The organism is Methylobacterium sp. 1030 (assembly GCF_040544715.1).
Lineage (GTDB): Bacteria > Pseudomonadota > Alphaproteobacteria > Rhizobiales > Beijerinckiaceae > Methylobacterium.
Window position 1 is genome coordinate 1 of sequence record NZ_JBEPKM010000006.1, and the last position, 15,733, is coordinate 15,733.

Annotated in this window: 12 protein-coding genes and 3 pseudogenes; 8 read left to right on the forward strand and 7 right to left on the reverse strand. The window is 63.6% G+C overall.

The window, feature by feature from the left end; genetic code table 11:
- Positions 1-85, forward strand: a pseudogene (locus ABIC30_RS09690) (IS5/IS1182 family transposase); the annotation flags it as partial.
- A 6-nt stretch (positions 86-91) separates the two neighbouring features.
- Positions 92-370: pseudogene (locus ABIC30_RS09695) on the forward strand (glutathione S-transferase C-terminal domain-containing protein); the annotation flags it as partial.
- A gap of 15 nt (positions 371-385) precedes the next feature.
- On the opposite strand, the gene ABIC30_RS09700 reads toward ABIC30_RS09695, so the two are convergent.
- Positions 386-2,143, reverse strand: a complete 1,758-nt coding sequence (locus tag ABIC30_RS09700) for a bifunctional protein-serine/threonine kinase/phosphatase (RefSeq protein WP_020094657.1) — start codon at positions 2,141-2,143, stop codon at positions 386-388.
- Positions 2,140-3,045 (reverse strand): annotated as a pseudogene (locus tag ABIC30_RS09705) (YifB family Mg chelatase-like AAA ATPase); the annotation flags it as partial. The gene ABIC30_RS09700 and the pseudogene ABIC30_RS09705, both read right to left, overlap by 4 nt.
- A gap of 53 nt (positions 3,046-3,098) precedes the next feature.
- Here ABIC30_RS09705 and ABIC30_RS09710 point away from each other — a divergent pair.
- Positions 3,099-4,805: a recombinase family protein gene (locus ABIC30_RS09710; RefSeq protein ID WP_354454802.1), complete on the forward strand. Its 1,707-nt coding sequence runs from the start codon at positions 3,099-3,101 to the stop codon at positions 4,803-4,805.
- Positions 4,806-4,971: 166 nt separating this feature from the next.
- The gene (locus tag ABIC30_RS09715; RefSeq protein WP_354454804.1) at positions 4,972-5,157 is read left to right on the forward strand and encodes a hypothetical protein; all 186 of its coding nucleotides are present in this window, start codon (positions 4,972-4,974) and stop codon (positions 5,155-5,157) included.
- Between the two features lie 101 nt (positions 5,158-5,258).
- Here the strand turns inward: ABIC30_RS09715 and ABIC30_RS09720 are convergent, their stop codons facing one another.
- The 5 genes from ABIC30_RS09720 to ABIC30_RS09740 all read right to left on the reverse strand — a co-directional run bounded on the left by ABIC30_RS09720 (position 5,259) and on the right by ABIC30_RS09740 (position 11,545).
- The gene (locus ABIC30_RS09720) at positions 5,259-5,723 is read right to left on the reverse strand and encodes a hypothetical protein (RefSeq protein WP_354454806.1); all 465 of its coding nucleotides are present in this window, start codon (positions 5,721-5,723) and stop codon (positions 5,259-5,261) included.
- Positions 5,720-5,908, reverse strand: a complete 189-nt coding sequence (locus ABIC30_RS09725; RefSeq protein ID WP_354454808.1) for a hypothetical protein — start codon at positions 5,906-5,908, stop codon at positions 5,720-5,722. Before ABIC30_RS09725 ends, ABIC30_RS09720 begins: the two co-directional genes overlap by 4 nt.
- Positions 5,909-6,536: 628 nt before the next feature.
- Complete coding sequence (locus ABIC30_RS09730) at positions 6,537-7,157, reverse strand: hypothetical protein (protein ID WP_354454810.1); 621 nt, start codon at positions 7,155-7,157, stop codon at positions 6,537-6,539.
- Between the two features lie 210 nt (positions 7,158-7,367).
- A complete protein-coding gene (locus ABIC30_RS09735; RefSeq protein ID WP_354454812.1) occupies positions 7,368-7,631 on the reverse strand; it encodes a hypothetical protein in 264 nt (87 codons plus the stop codon).
- 152 nt (positions 7,632-7,783) lie between these two features.
- On the reverse strand, positions 7,784-11,545 hold the full coding sequence (locus ABIC30_RS09740) for a M15 family metallopeptidase (protein ID WP_354454814.1): 3,762 nt from the start codon (positions 11,543-11,545) through the stop codon (positions 7,784-7,786).
- A gap of 304 nt (positions 11,546-11,849) precedes the next feature.
- Here ABIC30_RS09740 and ABIC30_RS09745 point away from each other — a divergent pair, with 304 nt between their 5' ends.
- From ABIC30_RS09745 to ABIC30_RS09760, 4 genes are all read left to right on the forward strand, one after another.
- On the forward strand, positions 11,850-12,026 hold the full coding sequence (locus ABIC30_RS09745) for a hypothetical protein (protein ID WP_354454816.1): 177 nt from the start codon (positions 11,850-11,852) through the stop codon (positions 12,024-12,026).
- Between the two features lie 689 nt (positions 12,027-12,715).
- Entirely contained in the window at positions 12,716-13,387 is a 672-nt protein-coding gene (locus tag ABIC30_RS09750) for a recombinase family protein (RefSeq protein ID WP_354454818.1), read from the forward strand.
- Positions 13,388-13,789: 402 nt separating this feature from the next.
- Entirely contained in the window at positions 13,790-13,996 is a 207-nt protein-coding gene (locus ABIC30_RS09755; RefSeq protein ID WP_354454820.1) for a hypothetical protein, read from the forward strand.
- A 221-nt stretch (positions 13,997-14,217) separates the two neighbouring features.
- On the forward strand, positions 14,218-15,693 hold the full coding sequence (locus tag ABIC30_RS09760) for a DUF8370 family protein (RefSeq protein ID WP_354454822.1): 1,476 nt from the start codon (positions 14,218-14,220) through the stop codon (positions 15,691-15,693).
- Positions 15,694-15,733: the final 40 nt, after the last annotated feature.

Consider the following 15,733-nt stretch of genomic DNA (forward strand, 5'->3'; position numbering starts at 1 on the left):
TGCCAGCACCCTGGCAGACCTGCACCTCGTCGCTTTCGTCTGCCTCATGCTCAGACAGGCCGCTCAACTCGCCACAGGTTCATAACAGCCTCTAGGCTATTTCGAGCGCGTGCTTGCGGCCAACGGCGGCCGCCGCCTCGTCGGCGCGGATCTCTGCTACGCCGACCTGTCGCTGTTCCAGCTCGTCGACGGCCTGCTCTACGCCTTCCCCAAGGCGACCGCCGCGGCCCTCCGGAGAACCCCGCAGGTGGCGCGGCTCCACGAGACCGTGGCGCGGCGCCCGCGGCTCGCCGCCTACCTCGCCAGCGCGCGCCGGATCCCGTTCAACGAGGACGGCATCTTCCGCCGCTACCCGGAGCTGGATCCCTGAGACGCGAGCCGGGGCTCACCGACGCGGGCCGGCGATCAGGATCGCCGCGAGCACCAGCGCGACGAGCCCGAGCACCAGCGACAGCAGGCGCCAGAACAGCAGCGGGTCGCGCTCCAGGAGCGACGCCCGCCGGCCATCCGTGAAGGCCGGGTTGGGGTGGCGCAGGTCGTGGACGAAGGCCGACACGGTCGCGTAGCGCCGCTGCGGATCGGGATGGACGGCCCTGCGCAGCGCGCCGTCGACCCAGACCGGCAGCAGCGGGCGCACGGTCAGCGCCGACGCGTAGCGCAGCCGCCGCTGCGCCGCGCGCGTCCGGGCCCGGGGCACCGCGTCGCCGTAGGGCAGCCGCCCCGTGAGCATCTGGTAGGTCATCACGCCGACCGCGAAGACGTCCGACTGGGCGGTCCCCGGGGCGCCGAGGAAGCACTCCGGCGCCGTGTACTGCACCGTGCCCAGGATCTCCGCCGGGTCGATCCGCGGGTCGCCCTCGACGACGCCGGCGACCTGGGTCGCGCCGAAATCGATGATCTGGACGGTGCCGGCCGCGTCGATCAGGACGTTGTCGGGCCGCAGGTCCTGGTGGACCATCTCCCGCCGGTGGAAGGCCTGCACGCCCCGGGCGAGCTGCTCGACGAGCCCCCGCACCGCCTCCAGCTCGGGCGCCGCGTGGTCGCGCATCCACTGGGTCAGGGTCTGGCCCTCGACGTAGCGCATCACCGTGTAGAGGTGGCTGCGGCGGCCGGCCTGGGGATGGGCCTTCAGCACGTGGGGATTGTCGATCCGCCGCGCGATCCACTCCTCCATGACGAAGCGCTTCCGCTGGGCGGGATCGTCCCGCAGGTCCAGCGACAGCACCTTCAGCGCGACCTGCGCACCGGTCTCCGCCTCGAGCGCCAGGTAGACGCGGCTTCGCGGACCGGAGTGGAGGATCCGCAGCAGCCGGAAGCCGTCGAGTTCCGCGGGCGGGTCGAGGAGCGGCGCCGGGTCCAGACCGTCGGCCTCGCCGAGGAGGTCGGCCGGCTCGCCCTCCGGCACGGTCTCGACCCGCACGATCTGGATCGTCAGGTTGTCCGGGCTGCCGGCCGCCAGGGCCATCTCGACGATCGCCCGCGCGGCCGCATCCAGGGTCCCGGCCCGCGCGATCTCCGCGACCATGTCGCGGGGCCGGACATGCTCGTGGATGCCGTCCGTCGTCAGCACGAAGGTGTCACCGGCCTCGACGCCCACGGCGTGGTAGTCGATCTCGACGCGGCCCTGCGCTCCGAGGGCGCGGCCGAGATACGATTCCGCCGCGGAGACGACGACCCGGTGGTCCTCGGTGAGCTGCTCGAGCGACCGGCCGGACACCCGCCAGATCCGGGCATCGCCCACGTGGAAGAGGTGGGCCACGCGGGATTTCAGCACGAGGGCGTCGAAGGTCGTGACGTGGCCCCGGTCGGCATCGTTCGGATCGGCGCCGCGCCGCGTCTCGGCGTAGAGCCAGGAATTCGTGGCCGCGATCACGCGCTGCGCCGAGGTCTTCACCGACCACGTGTCCGGCGTGGCGTAGTAGTCGCTGAGGAAGCCCTTGACCGCGGTCTCGCTCGCCGCCGCGCCCGCCGCGCTGCTGCTGATCCCGTCGGCGAGGGCGACCGCGATCCCCTTCAGGCCCAGCGCCGGCTGGACGGGAACCAGCGCGCCGTTGAAATCCTGGTTGGCGGCCTTGCGGCCGGCGCTGCTGTGCTGGCCGATCGTGACCGTCAGGTCGGCCGGGCCGCGCGGTCCGGCGCTCAAGCGGCGGCCGCCGCGCTGTCGCCCCGGCCGCGGTACGACAGCGCCTCGGCGAGGTGGAGCCGGCGGACCTGCGCCTCGCCGTCGAGGTCGGCCAGGGTCCTGGCGACGCGCAGCGTCCGGTGGAAGCCGCGGGCGGAGAGGCGCATGCTCTCGGCCGCCTGGCGGATCAGCGCCGTCCCGTCGGCGTCGGGGCTCGCGACGTCCGAGATCAGCGTCGCGGGACAGGTCGCGTTGGTGGTGGATTCCGGCAGGCCGCGCGCGGCGTAGCGCGCGCCCTGGAGCGCGCGGGCCGCCGACACCCGCGCGGCCGCCTCGCGGGAGCCCTCGGCCGGCGCGGGCAGGATCAGGTCAGCGGCCGTCACCGCCGCCACCTCGACGCGCAGGTCGATTCGGTCGAGCATCGGGCCGGAGATCCGCGCCTGATACTGCGCCATGCAGCGCGCGTTCGGCCCGCGCCGGCAGGCGTAGCCCGGTTCGAGACCGTGGCCGCAGCGGCACGGGTTCATCGCCGCGACCAGCTGGAACCGCGCCGGGTAGGTGATTCGGTGGTTGGCCCGGGCAATCATCACCGCCCCGGATTCCATCGGCTGGCGCAGGCTGTCGAGCACCTGCGGGGAAAATTCGGGGAGCTCGTCCAGGAACAGCACGCCGCCATGGGCCAGGGAGACCTCACCGGGCCGCGCCCCGAGGCCGCCCCCCACCAGGGCCGCCATCGAGGCGGAATGGTGCGGCTGCCGGAACGGCCGGCGGTTCGAGAGCGCCCCGTCCTTCAGCGCGCCCGCCACCGACTGGATCACGGAGATGTCGAGCAGCTCGCGCGGCGTGAGCGGCGGCAGGATCGAGGGAAGACGCGCCGCCAGCATCGACTTGCCCGAGCCGGGCGGCCCGTTCATCAACATGTTGACGACGTCGAGACCCACGTGCGAGTCCTCCGGTTGTTAGGTGGATGGGTTATATGAAGGCGTACTCGTACCTGCGTTTCTCGACGCCCGAGCAAGCCAAAGGCGACAGCTCGCGGAGGCAACTTGCGCTGGCACGAGAATACGCGAGCCGGCATGATCTCGAATTGGACGAGCAACTGACATTCGCAGACCTCGGCGTATCAGCGTTTCATGGACGCAATGCCGAGACCGGCCGACTGGGCGAGTTCCTTGAGGCGGTCAAGGATGGCGTCGTGCCTCAAGGCTCTTACCTGCTGGTAGAGAGCTTGGACAGGATTTCACGGCAGGCCGCACGCAAGGCGCTTCGGGCGCTGGAGAACATCGTCGAGGCCGGGATCACGGTCGTCACTTTGAGCGACGGCAAGGCGTACACTGCTGACAGCATCGATGACGATCCCATGTCGCTGATGCTCGCGTTGATGATTTTCATCCGATCGAATGAAGAAAGCGCAACCAAGTCGCGTCGCTTGAAGGCGGCATGGCAGAACAAGCGCGCGACCGCCGCTTCACGGCCCTTCACAGCGCGTGCCCCTGCATGGCTGGAGCTGACTCCAGAACGGACGTGGCGGGTGCGGGAAGATCGAGCGGCAGTAGTGCGCCGCATCTTCAAGATGGCGTCAGAAGGGACCGGCGAACACGCTATCACAGCCGCGCTGAACGGAGACGGTATCCCTCCGTTCGGTAACGGCTCTCGGATCGGGACGCATTGGCACCGAACCTCGGTTATCAAGATCCTCGAAAATCCCGCAGTAGGCGGTGTGCTCCAGCCCTACACACAGGAGCATGTTGAGGGGCGGAAGATACGGACACCTCAGGCGCCGATTGAGGGGCACTTCCCCATCATTGTGGATGATGAGACCCGTGAAGCGGTCCGATCCCTCCGCGAGGGCGCACCGAGCCCTCAGCGGGGACGGCACGCGACGACAACGGTTCAGAACATGCTCGGCGGTCTCGCCCGATGCCCCATCTGTTCGAGCACCATGACACGGGTGTCAAAGGGCTCTCACGCGAAGGCCGGTCATCCATCGCTCGTATGCACAAAGGCAAAGGCTGGGGGCGGATGTCGATACCGTGCAGTGCGCCTGGATCTCGTTGAGGCGGCGCTGATCAAGGACGCGAAATTCATCTGCCAGATCGGCCCGACAGACAAACGGATCTTGCCCGGCTGGTTCGATCTCCAGAAGATCAGAGACCAAATCAACGCCACTCAAACAAAGATCGACAACCTTGTCGACGCCATCGCAAATGGATCTGGATCAACCTCACTCACCCTTGCTCTCGCACATCAGGAGCAAACGATCCAGTTCATGCGGTCACGCGAGCTTGAGGTGCTGAGGATCAACGAGGTGTCAGACAGCGCCACGTTGAGCCGGAAATTGGATGAGTTGGGAACACTACTGACGAGCGCGCCAATCAACCGCCACGGCATCAACCTGGTTCTACGTCAGTTGCTATCCGAAGTCGTGGTTCAGTACGGGACCGGCCTCATTGTTCTACGGTGGAAGAGTGGAGGCGAGGCAATAGTGCGTTTCGACAAACGCGATGATCCCAGCAAGGCGGTGGACGCATGGCGCGAGGTGGCGGTATCGCTCACAAATGATGTGCCGCCGTCCTCGACGCCCATGACCGAGGAAGCGCGTGATGCCCTGATCCAGCACCCTGTCAGTAAGAGCCGCACGTTTCGCCGAAGCGTGGGCCTCCCGGCGGACGAGACTGAATAGTCGCCGCACCGGAATGCCCATCAGATCGCCCAGGAGACTCGCTGGCGCCGTTCAGGGTCTCGGACGGCCGGATGGATGCCTTCGCCACTGGAGGGGACTCAGCGGCCAATTCTGGAGCCGTTTCGACCATCGCCGCCGGGGCAACGTAAGTGGTCCGTCGCCGCTCTTGCAGGACGTCAGCAACGATCCCGGCGAGGCGCCGACCGTCGAGCTGGCCAGCGGCGCGCTGAAACTCGAACAGTTCGTCGTTCGAGGCGTGGGCCAGAACCGCACGAACCGCGTCAGGCCGGGCTTGGCGTTCGGCATCACGCGCGGCCTGTTCTTCGGCGGCTCTATCTTCCTTCGCTTGTAGAAGAGCAGCACGGGCGGCCCTCACTTCGTCCGGGACCTTGAACTTCTCGCCGCGACGCTTGGCGGCTTCTTGTCTGCGGCGGGCTTCTCCGAGGCTGGTAATCATGTGCGTACTCCGGCCTCGCGCTTCAGGCGGCTGGCCAATTGGGGGTGGGTGTTGGTGATGAAGCCCTGGTGGCTCCGGTTGGTCCGGCCTTCACGCCAGGGGTTTCCGAAACTCCTGAACAAGGTCTCGGCTTGCTCGCGCTTGCGGGCGTCGGCTCCGGCGCGGATCGCGGCGTTCATCGCCAAGGCGCGTTCTGTGGCGTTCGAGCCGGCCGGGATCGAGCTGGCCGGCGTCGAGGCCGTGACCGGCGCTCCCATGCCGACGCTCATCATCGTGAGAGCATCGTCCAGGGTGCCGACAGGACCGGCGCCAAGGTCGAACTGAACGTGGCCGCCGTCATCGAGGCTGGCGACCGCGTTCATGGTCGTCTCGATGGTCTCGACTTCCGCTCTGGTGAACTCCCGGCCAGCGGCCTTGCCGAAGGCGCGGATCTGTGGGGCGAGGTGAAGGCTGACGCTCACCGGCCGTCCTCTCGGATCGCGGACGCAAGGGCTCCGGCCTCAAGAAGGGCAGCGGCCAGGGTGCTGCGGATGAATTGGGGCCGGCTGAGACGCTTGTCTCTGCGAGCGCGGTCCAGGGCCTGTGCAACCTCGCCGTCCAGCTCGACATAGAGGCGCACCGCCGCTGGTGCGGGGTTCGTGGTCATCGTGGGTCTCCGGTTGAAGGCGTGCAACGCGCACGCAAAACGCGCCTCTGGCGAGATGCCGAGACGTTGAGGCCGGAATGGTGTCCGGCGTGTCATGATGCGAGGAGTTTCGACCAGATCAAAGACTGGCAGTGTGCTCCCGCCTTATCACAAGATGGCCTCAGTGTCAAGTGTCCATGCTTCCAAAGCGCATGCTTATGCTTCGGATGTACTACGCAGTAAGCTTGGCCGTGACGGGTATCGTGGCTCTTTGCGGGCTTCGCCCTTGTCCGGCTTCTTCAGAATGGATGACTCTGCGGTCCTACCTTCAAGCTCCACCATGAATGATCGGATGATGGTGGTAGAAGCGAGCAACGCGAGCGATGTAGGCGAAGCCGACAAAACCGTGATGCTTGGCGCCGCCTCGCGTGCGTGCGCGACATCCTAACCGCTGGCCTCTACATCGGCAGGTTCACCTACGCAGGTTCCATAGGTAGGTTCAGTAGGTAGGATAGTAGGTCAACTTGAACCCACCCCCAGGTCAACTTGAACCGGGGGTAGGGTCAACTTGAACCGAGGGGTAGGGTCAACTTGAACCCACCCCACCTAGGGTCAACTTGAACCCACCCCCGTCCAACTTGAACCTACCTCAGAACAGAACCTCCTCTTCATCAGCCGGCTTGGGAGGCTCCCCATACGCTTCGTATGAAGCAATCTCGGTCTCCAGGTTGGCTCGCCAGTTGTCCTTCGTCCAGCTCAATGCACTTTTTCTGAGGTCATCGAAAAGCGGCATTGCGTAGAACGTGACCCGTCGTTCGATTTCAGCAACCTCGTCTGCTGTGAGCCGGACAGGGCCTGCCTGGAAGGTGATCTTGTTGGCAGGGTTGCGCACTGCTTTCTTCGGTCTCTCTGATCCGGCCGGAGCTTTGCTTTCGGCGCGTTTCCAGATCGGGTAGTAGTGGTTCGGGGCCGGATCGCCGCTCTCATCCCAAGCCGGTTCAACAGCGAACCATCCACGATCCTGAAGACTTTTGATGCCGCGCTTGACCGCCGTAACGTTGATGCCAGCTTCGCGAGCAAGTCTCGCGTGACCGGGGCGTGCCTTGCCCTCGTCCTTGTTCCAGAATGTAAAGATCAAGGCGTTCGCGACAGCCTTGCCGAACGGCGTCACTTCTGGATCGGCAGTGACGGCTTTGATGAAGAGAACTTGTTTGAGGAGGGTCTTCTCGTCTTGCGCTTTCGGCGCATCTGTGCTATCGACGGTCATCATCTTCTCATGAGTGATGGCCCGTCACCGCACGTCTCGCCAGACATGCAGCGGTTGGCGGGCCTTCGCTTGTCGAACCCTATTTTCTTCAGATCTGAGCCGGAAAATCGGGCATCTAAGCCATTGATGTTGCTTGCGTTTTTGGGAAATGGGGATTTTCCGCTGTCTCCAGCCGCTTTTTGTGTGACGGACTGAAGGAAAGCGGCAGGTCTTTCAGACCCGCGTCCTGACGATGCCGGCAGCGATAGCGGCGGCTCTGATGCTGTAGAACTCGCCGGCCTCGACGCGCTTGGCGATGTCCGGGTGATCCCGCCTGATCCTGCTGGCCAAGTAGGCGACGCTGCTGCCCCTGGTGGTGGTGGCCGGATCGTTGCTCCGCTGGCCCTGGTAGGCGAGCGGCTTTGCCTCCCGCATGGTCTGAGCGGCCTGTGCGGATCGAATGGCACGCCTCTGCGACGTGGCGGTGATAGTCGGCATGATCCTATGTGTTCCTTCGATCGATTTGAAACGTTATCATATTACACATGAACGTTACATGAACGGGATACTCCGCGCGAGCGGGTTCCTTCGATGTCTCAGGGACTTACGATCCCGATAGGGACGGCCCGTAGGCCGCCCCCGTTCGTGGATCAGGTCAATTCAGGCTCCAGATCGTGGGTCCGGTGGTTCCAGTCCTCGGTCATCTTCCGCTGGACCTTGTTGGCCAGCTCCTGCGGGTTCTCCCCGGCACCGTGAACGTTGATCGTGACCGGACCGCCCTGGACCGGGCGACCGCCACCAGCACCACCGACACCACCGTTGAAGCGACCACCACCGGCCGGGACACTCCGAACGATGTCATCGGTCGTGGGCTTCTGGCCGAACGGCACGCCCTGGATGCCACCGCCCACGTCGACCTTCTCGCCCTTCAGAGCCTGGAGGCGTTCAGTCCCGCCATCCTGAGCCCGCCGGGCCCGCTCACCAATGGCCTTGATCGAGGCCACGGCCTTCTGCTCCTGGAGCCACGGCTGGGTGCCGTTCCACTCGAAGTGCATCGGGTCCTTGCGGCCCTTCCAATCCATGCCCCAGATCAGGCCGTACTTCTTGGCGAGGGCACGAACGTTGTCCGGCATGTCCGTGATCGAGGTCCCCAGCGGGTTCTTGCCGGGGTTCAGATCGATGGCGTTGCCAAAGGCGTGCTGTGACAGACGGCTGCCACCGCGCACGTTGCGATGAGCGTGACCACCGAGGCTCTGAACGTTGTAGCCCTGCGCCTCCAGCTCGCTCAGGAAGCCCTGGAACGAAGGAAGCGCCGCAGCGTGAACCTGAGTGGCCCGGCCGGTCTTGGACCGCAGGGTGGCCAGGTTTGAGCCGGGTGCCCCGAACTGGCCGTGCATCAGGTTGGCTCTGAGTGGACCATCGGTGGTCAAGCCAACGTCAGGGATGCCCAGGTTGCCGAGACTGGCGACCTTGCTAACACCAGACACGTTCCCGACCTTCCAGCCCTCGTGCGCCTGCATGGCGTCGAGGAGCTTGGCGCGCTGCTCCGGGGAGTACTCGGACATCCGCTTACCGGGATCGCCGCCCATGGCCCTGAGGTAGGCCGGAACGTTGTTCTCGGAGGCCGGAGCCCAGCGCCGGATCGCACCACTGAGGGTCAGATCCTTGTAGCCCTTGGACTCGAACAGGAGCTTTTCCTGCGCCTTGCGCCCCGCCTCGTAGGACGGGAACTTGGCGAAGCGACCGTCCGTGCCAGTGGCGCCCATCGAACGAGCGAACGGCCCGTACTCGATGTTCCCAGGGTTGTTGTTCCGCCAGGAGCGAGACCCGCCCGACTTCTGATCGGGGGATGCGGTGTCACTGCCTGGAGCGCCACGTCCCTTGCCGTACCAGTCCGGCACCTTCATGTCCGGCGGGGTGAAGAACTTGCCGCTGGAGCCGCTGCCACCGCTACCGCTGGAGCCGCCAACGCTACCGCCGCCCATGGATGAGGCGACAGAGGCACCAAGGCCGCCGTTCGTGAGCGCGGCCTTCTGGAGGAGCGAGCGTAGATCCTCGATGCCACTGGCAACGCGCCGGGTGCTGTCGTCCCGGTCATCGTAGGCGCTGTAGGACGCCTTCTTGACCAAAGCCGCGATAGAGCCGGTGGTCTCCACGTCGAGGGACTGACGCTGCACGCGGGCGGGAGGATCGACCCACGCGGGCGCCGTGCTCTTGGTCTCGCCCTTGCCGTCCCCGTAGAGGCGGGAGGCGATACCGGGGTCCAGGAACTCAACGATCCCACGGCCCCAGCCCTTCGACATGTCCGGGGCCTTCAGGATGCCGAGTTTGTTGGCGATGGTGGCCAGGAACGCCGCGCCGAGCAAGCCGCCGGCTGTGGCGATGGCTCCGGCGCCCAGGAACCCGCCTGCCGCCGCACTCGTGCCGCCGATCAGCCCCGCCGTCCGTAGGGACGTGGCGATGGTGCCGATGGTGACGGCGAACCCGCCCAGCGCGGATGCGAGACCGCCCAGGACGGCGACGTAGGGAGCGATTGCGACAAGGGCGAAGCTGAAGCCCAAGACCTTGGCAGACAGGTTGCCCAGGGCATCCGCGCTCATGTTCGTGCCGGTGAACGAGGTCACGACCGACTTGACGGTATCTATGACCTGACGCACGCCGCGGCCGAAACCCTGCGCGAACTCGAAGAAGCTTTTCAGGGTGCTGTAGTCCAGGCTACCCGGCCTCCCGAAGGCTGACTCAAGCATCTCCTTGACGTTCTTGAAGCCGAGACCATCCACGAACCCATCGATGAGGGTGTGGACGTGCGCCTTGATTACATCGAAGTCGGTGTACTTGCCCAGATCGATGAAGAACGTGCCGATCTCTCGCACGATGTCTTCGATGCCGCCGCCTACAGCTTCCCAGGCCAGATCGAAGGTGGCCGTGAGCTGGCTCCTGAGACCGGCGAGGGTGCCGAGACGTTCGTTCTGTGCCTGCTTGAGGTGGCCGGCGTTCCGTGGGTCGCGTTCAGCGTCCACCGCCTGGCGGAGCATGGGCGACGCCTTGGCCATCATCAGCATTTCACCCCGCCATTCGCGCATGCCGATGAGGTTGGCGGCACGGGCGGCCCTCTCCGGGCTCATGCGCGCCATCTTCTCGAACATCTTCAGGAGGACGGCGGTCGGGTCCTGTGCGGTCTGACGGGAGACCGACGCGTTCGAGCCCAGCCCCAGGAGCCGGAACCCCTCGCTCAGATCCTTGCCCCGCTGGCCACGCGCCGTCTTGGCGTTGACCATGTCGTTGACGAGGAAGTCCATGAACGTGCCGGCCTTGCCCTCCTGCATGCCGGCCGAGATGCCGACGCCCGTGAAGGCGGTCAGGTCCTGGACGGACATCTTGGAGGAGCCGAGAACACCAGCGCCGCGCCGGAGCGACGAAACCAGTTCCTTGGAGTCGGCCGCCGTGACCTTCGCCACCACAGCGAGGCCGTTCAGCATCTTGTCGATAGCGCCCGCATCGAACTTCGACGGGTCCTGAGTGAGGGTGGAGAGGCGCCCCACAAGCTTGGTGGTGTCGGGGACGTTCAGATCGAGGCCGGCGGAGGCGCCCATGATCGAGCGCGTCACGTCCTTCGCCGCGATCTCGGGAATGCCGGCCTTCAAGGTCTCGGTGAAGGCGTTCAGCGCGTCGGCCGGACGAAAGCCGAACTCGACGGCGGAGCGGTTCAGCCATCCTGACCGGGTGGCGTTGACCTGATCCCGGCTCTGGCCGCCGAACATCCGCAGGTTCGCTTCCGCTGTATCGATCCGAGACCGGGCTTCCAGGCCGATGCTGCCGAGCTTCGCCAGTGCGCCGGCTCCGATGGTGCCGAGCAACGAGATGGAGCGGGCGGCGTCAGTGACCCGGCCTGCCACATCCTTCCCATCCGAGAAGCCTCGCGAGACAGAGCGGCGGACATCGGCCCGGCGGCGTTCGGCGGCGCGGGTCTCGCGTGCGGTCTCGCGGATCGCAGAGGCGCGGGCGCGTTCAGCATCCCGTTCCATGCTGGCCTGCTGCCTGAGCATCCGGGTCTGAAAGGCCATGCGTTCGCGGAACTGCCGGAGCGTGGCATCCTCTGCGCTCCGGCGGGCGCGGTCCTGGCGGGCCTGCTCAGCCCCTACGGCGCGTTCCTCCGCGAGACGCTGACGGTTCATCCGGGTATCGAACGTGAACCGCTGGCGTAGGCCGCGCATGGCGGCATCCTGGCCCTTGGTGAAGTTGTCGGCGGGCTGACTGCCGCTGTTGAGGCCGGCTGTCATCTTCCGCATGTCGGTGCTGAAACTCAGCGCAAGCTTCTGTAGCGCCCGCATCTCGGATTGTAGTTTGCGGACAGCGGCAACTGCTTGGTCTGCGCTCGCTGTCAATTCGATGTGTACGATTTCGTCTGCCATGGTGCTCCGGCCGGTTGTTCCGGCTCTTGGAAAGGGGGTCTTTTGGGCGAAAAAAATCTTGTCTAGTCAGCCACCCCACCCCCCTATGCGTCATAAAAAAACCGACCGCTTGCATTCTTGCAAGTGTAAGGCATGTCTTTCGCCAGGGTAGTGTAAGTGCTTGGCACAGCGACGCGAGGGACCTGCCACGCGAAGATTACATGCAAGCGATGATGAACGTGTGGCATCTTGCTCACTCGCCCATCGTTTCGTTGAATGCTTTCAGTGTCTTGGGCGATGTGCCCGGTGCCAGGGATCAATCGACATGATGAACCGTGACAAGCTCGTTCTGCTCGACGCCACGACCGCCATGCTGCTTCGCCTTGCGGATGAGCTGCGGGAGGCTGGCGACCTGGACGGCGCCTTGGCTGCCAGCGATGCCGCGGAAGCCGCGATGGTGCTGCTTGATCTCGACACGCTCAGAGCGCGCGTGGGGGCGTAGCTCCCCCAGTCAATCGAACCGGCGAGAGGATCGTGCATCGCGGGCAGCGTTCCTGCGAGCGCGGTCCTGTTGCAGTGCGAGGCCCGCTTCGATCTGCCGGATACGATCAAGGCTGTCCGCCTGCCGCTCCTGTGCCCTGGCCATGTCCCTGAGGGCGTTGGCCTCGCGGGTGCCGTCCTGTGCCACCGCCGGTGCGACGGGTGACAGGAGTATACCGGCCAGGATCATGCGAGCGGGCGACATGCGCCGAAACTGGCCGGACCCGGAGTCCCTGTCCAGCGCGGCCGGTTACGCACCGCACGGGACTGGTGCCGTCATCAGGGGGCCGTAGCTCCCGAGGATCCGGCGGCGGTCGAGGCTGGCCAGCCGGTCGAGCGCCACCAAGGCTCGGTCGAGGTGCGAGGGATCGGCCTCCGCACATGCCAGAGCTTCACACAGGGTCGAGGCGCGGGGTCCGGCCATCAGTCGGGCCACGGCCCGGAGGGTACGGCACCGAGCGGCACGCTCGCAGGTCGAGAGGTTCGGCGCCCATGGGCCGAATGCGTCGGATGAGCTCATGATCGTTTCTTGGTGTTGGGCGGGACGCGATTTACTGGCGTGGAGGCCGAGAGAGGGGGTTGCAGAGAGAGTCCAGGCATTTTACAAACCAGTCAACGAACGTAGACCGGAATGTAAGAGGCGGCATCGAGATGGCCGAGGGTCGGTTCGTCGGCTACTACCGGGTGAGCACCAAGCGTCAGGGCGCGTCCGGTCTCGGCCTCGAAGCGCAGCAGTCCGCTGTCCGTGGCTACTTGAACGGCGGGTCTTGGTCCCTGGTCGCCGAGGTGGTCGAGGTCGAGAGCGGCAAGCGGTCGGACCGGCCAAAGCTGGCCGAAGCTCTGCGCCTCTGCCGGTTGCACAAGGCCGTTCTCATCATTGCCAAGCTGGACCGGCTCGCGCGCAACGTGGCCTTCGTCTCGGCTCTGATGGAAAGCGGAGTCGAGTTCGTGGCGGTGGACTTCCCGCAGGCCAACCGGCTGACGGTCCACATCCTAGCCGCCGTCGCGGAGCATGAAGCAAAGGCCATCAGCGAGCGGACTAAGGCTGCCCTGGCCCAGGCCAGGGCCAGAGGTGTTCGACTCGGTGGAGACCGGGGCGCCGTTCTGTCCCGTGAAGCTCAGACCGCTGGTAACGCTGTCCGCACGGCCAAGGCCAACTACCGGGCCGCCGACTTACTGCCAGTGATCCGGGACATCCGCGCAGCCGGAGCCGTCACGTTGCAGCAGGTGGCAGACGGGCTGAACGCTCGCGGCATTACCACTGCCAGGGGTGGCCAGTGGTCGCCGATTCAGGTCCAGCGGGTCGAGGCGCGGGCCGCCTGAACGAAAATGGGCCGCTCCCGTAGGAGCGGCCCGAGTCAAGGGAGGAAACGCCCGCTAGGGCTACAGCGCGGCGAAGCTGGCGCTATCGCCCTGCTGCGGCGCACCAACGGATACCGCACTGCGGAGTTCCGCCGACTGGTCTGGTCGATCAGAAACCAAGCCCCTCTCAGTGCTTGTCTGCGGACGCATAACGCGATACGGTTGAAGCATCGTCAGAGAGGGTACATTCCTCCGACGTTCCATGGCAGTCCCAATTGTGGGCAGCCTCTCCCCGCGTCGTACACGGCAGCCAAACTATTTGGCAGCCAGAGCAGTACAATTCGCCACCGTACACGGGCCCGCGGGGAGCACGTTGCGGATCTTCAATCCAGGCTCACGCCAGGATGGAAGGTCCGTGACCGAATGCCGGACACGTACCCTTCCATTGTGAGCCCGACCGCGACGGCTCTGATGGACAATACACAAAAAAATCAATCATCCGACCACCAACTCAAGGTGCGGCTTCTGTTCGGCCTGTTCGAGGCCGACGCCAAAGGCGCGTTGGCCATTGCCGCTGCCCTGGTGTTCCTCGTGCTACTGGGCGCTGGCCGCGCTTGGCAGCTCTGGTGAGTTATCGTCGTGCTCGCTCTCCGTTCTGCATGCCCAAACTGAGCGGAGGGCGAGCACCGACACGACTCGCGGGCCTACAATTCATTTCCATCGGATTGAGAGAAGGACGAACTGAGCTGCCCTCTATCCACAGCACTATCTCAATCCGAGGCTCATCCCCGCTGCAATGAGGGGGGCAACAACCTATGGTCGCCCCAAGGCAACGCTCAGGATGCAACAGCATGGCCGTCGCAATTGGAAATAAGTTTTCGGCCACGTTCACTATCGATCCCAAATGGATGGAACAACATGGCGTTTTCGACCCAACCCTGGATATAGACGCGCCGCTTTTCATTGATCCGTTTCTGCTAGCATACAGCAGACATAAAGAATTTTCTGAAGGCGTGTTCGATACCTACGAAGAGCATTTTTCGACAGTTTACAGCCTTCTGAGGGCCTCAGTCTTTGAAGGCGACAAAGCTTGGAACGCCGCATTCAAAAAATTTCATCTGAGTGAAGCGCAAAACATGCATGGGACCTGCCTCGGATATAGCCGCCGATCTACTCGCGGGCACGCCTTTGGTCCAATGAAAGCCGCACAAGCATTGAGATGGGCAAGCAACCTCATCGAAATTGGCGTGAAAGATCCTGAGTTATTCTCAGCTTTGTCCCTCTTTGAAAAGGGCATTGGTTCAGATCTTATAAGCGACATGGTTGCGTGTATTGGACTCAAACACATTGTCGCGTTTAATCGACGCATTATCTCGGAGATCGAAAGCGACTTGGGCTTAAAGCTTCCGACGGATATGTTCGAAATCCGAGGCGACTGGTATGAACTTGTGCCAAATCCGTTCAGCGACCCAACGACACCTATAATTTTGCTTTCTGACGACATCCTCAAATACCTTCCAATTTTAGAAGATCCACGTGACATTGCAAAGATCGCCGAAGAAAATGCGGAACTTAGAGATCGCGTCAATGCACACCTTTCCGAAATTTTCGTTATTCAGTACAAAAATGAACGTGACCGTTTGAAGAACTACGCCCTACGTGACGCCAATGCTTTCCAGATTTTCCTAGACCTACTGAAAATTACCGAAAAAAATCATTATGACTTGGTCAAAGATCCAGCGGGCATTATGCTTTGGCGCGAAGCTGCCGATGAGGCCATATCTCAAGACAATTTTAAGATTACCGACGACAGGCGACTGCCAGATGTTGATCGAATAAATTCGGTCATCGTCCAGATTATCCAGCAATTCCAAAAACTGGTCGAGCAAAATCGTCTTAACAGGCTGTTCTTTGTAGATTACAAGCCGAGGCACGAGAGGTTTGCTCAGCTTTTATTTCTGGCTGTTGCAATTTCGTATTGTCAATCCAACAAATTAGATATGTCTCCCGAGGCTGATGCGGGAGCAGGCCCGGTTGATTTCAAGATGTCATCTGGAGAAAGCAAAGCTCTGGTTGAGATAAAACTTTCAACGAACGGCAAAACTGTCCAGGGCTATAAAACACAGCTCGATGCATACGCTGGAGCAGAGGGTGTTGACTTTGTTCATTATGTCGTGATTGACGTGGGAAAGTTGGGATACAAGCGGCGGGATCTTGAGAAACTACAAAGAACGGACGAAAAACTCAAAAAATTTCGCCCGCTCTATTTTATTGATGGAAAACTCAGAGAAAGTGCAAGCAAGCTGACCGACAAGGATGACGAGTAGGTCGGCCTCAATCGGCCGTTTGCGCTGAGACTGCTTAGAC